Genomic DNA, 1784 nt, shown 5'->3' with positions numbered 1-1784 from the left:
CCTTATATGGTCGTGATCACGCTCCATGGTGATCATCTTTTCCATCATCGTGCGCCCCGCCGGCGGCAGCACGCCGCCCACGATGACATCGCCGACCTCACCCTCGGCATGACAGCCGACCACGCGAATACTGGTTCTGGTACGCATTGTTGCTCCCTGTCGACCAAAGCAATCTGGTAGATAGCGCGGATAGCTGCGCGAGTCCCGAATGACGATGGTTCTGAGGACACAGAATTCTTCGGCCGCATAGCGCCCATTCTCGCGACCGAACCCGCTCTGGCTCCGACCGGCACCTCGGACGGTGCGTTGCAGCTGCGCTCAGCAAGGCATGGCTCCATCGGCGATCTCGAGCTCCGCTCTACGTAGTTTCCCCTAGGGACATAACCGAATTTCGGCACGGCGGGATTTGGGCGATTGCTGTTGTCACGAATTCACCGGGACCACAGCCATGTACGCCCAAGCCTCCGCCAAGATCGAACTGTCGTCATACCTTCCTCATCAGAGCCCGGCGCCCATCTTTGAAGGGGCGACAACGCAGCCGGTCAGCTTCTTCCCGGCCGGCGCCGAGATTTACGCCCAGGGCGAAAAGGCCGGTGCCCTCTACCAGGTCGAATTCGGCGCCGTCCGTATCTACCGCTTGCTCGCCGACGGCCGCAGACAGATAAGCGCGTTCCACCTGGCCGGAGAAACATTCGGCTTCGAAGCCGACGCCAATCACCATTTCTTCGCCGAAGCGATCAATGCGACCGGCGTGCGCGTCTTTCGCACCCCCTCGGGCATGGACATGTCCCGCCAGCTTCTGCCCCTTGCGCTCAAGGGGCTGACCCGCGCGCAGGAACATCTTCTGGTGCTTGGCCGCCAGAACGCCATCGAGCGCGTCGCCGCATTCCTGGTCGAAATGTCCGAGCGTCAGGGTGGGTTGCGGCAGGTGGAACTGCCGATGTCGCGGATCGATATCGGAGACTATCTCGGCCTCACCATCGAAACCGTGTCGCGCGTCTTCACGCGGCTGAAGGAGAAAGGCGTCATCCGCCTGCTCAGCCTGCGCAGCATCGAAATCCTCAAGCGGGATGCGCTGCTGGCGATGGGGGAATGAGGCCCTTTTCGAGCCAATCTCCGCATCAACCTCCTGAAAGGGATGCCAATGAAAACCACACTTACCACGCACACCGGATTCCGCTTCGAAGTGCGCCGCGCACGCGCCGACGACGAGCCGCTCGTAGCCGAGTTCTTCACTCATGTGACGCCGGAGGATTTGCGCTTCCGCTTCCTCGGAGCCGTGAAGGAGGTCTCGCATGAGCGGCTGGTGGCGATGACCCGTTCAGACGATCCGCATATTCATAATTTCCTTGCATTCTCGACCGACGGGATGCTGATCGCAGTGGCGACCCTCGCCAACGATCCGGCCGACCGGCGCGGCGAAGTCGCCATCTGCATTCGCGAGGACCGCAAGCATCTCGGCGTCAGCTGGGAATTTCTCGGCTACATCGCGCGCTACGCAGACGACCATGGCATCGAGACGATCGAGTCGATCGAGAGCCGGGAAAACCGCGCCGCGATCGAGCTTGAGCGCCAGATGGGCTTCACCGTCGCACCCGACCCCAATGACTCTACACTCGTCCTGGTTCAGCGGAAGCTCGGCGCCAAGTTGCCGAGCTAGCAGGCTGTTGAAGAAGTCCACTTTCGGGCGGTGAAGTCGGCTTCGTCGCCGTTGTGAAAGCAGATTTGGCCCATGATGGAGCCGTCTGGTTGGATTTCGGCCCAGCCGTCGCCTTGGGCTTCGT

General features: G+C 61.5%; 3 protein-coding genes. 2 read left to right on the top strand and 1 reads right to left on the bottom strand.

What is annotated here, in order from left to right; translation table 11 throughout:
* On the bottom strand, nucleotides 1-147 hold a 147-nt coding region (locus EOA29_RS35245; RefSeq protein WP_189479097.1), incomplete at its 3' end, for a proline racemase family protein.
* Nucleotides 148-448: 301 nt separating this feature from the next.
* On the opposite strand from EOA29_RS35245, the gene EOA29_RS35240 reads away from it, so the two are divergent.
* Complete coding sequence (locus tag EOA29_RS35240; protein WP_126095546.1) at nucleotides 449-1096, top strand: helix-turn-helix domain-containing protein; 648 nt, start codon at nucleotides 449-451, stop codon at nucleotides 1094-1096.
* Between the two features lie 48 nt (nucleotides 1097-1144).
* Nucleotides 1145-1660: a GNAT family N-acetyltransferase gene (locus tag EOA29_RS35235; protein ID WP_127222313.1), complete on the top strand. Its 516-nt coding sequence runs from the start codon at nucleotides 1145-1147 to the stop codon at nucleotides 1658-1660.
* The last annotated feature ends 124 nt before the right edge of the window (nucleotides 1661-1784 follow it).

The organism is Mesorhizobium sp. M1E.F.Ca.ET.063.01.1.1 (assembly GCF_003998155.1).
Taxonomy (GTDB): Bacteria; Pseudomonadota; Alphaproteobacteria; order Rhizobiales; family Rhizobiaceae; genus Mesorhizobium.
This window is presented reverse-complemented; position numbering and strand designations above follow the sequence as displayed.

Bases quoted from the DNA above. Each gene is read 5' to 3' on its own strand.
- EOA29_RS35240 (WP_126095546.1), top strand. From the start codon at position 449: ATGTACGCCCAAGCCTCCGCCAAGATCGAACTGTCGTCATACCTTCCT.
- EOA29_RS35235 (WP_127222313.1), top strand. From the start codon at position 1,145: ATGAAAACCACACTTACCACGCACACCGGATTCCGCTTCGAAGTGCGC.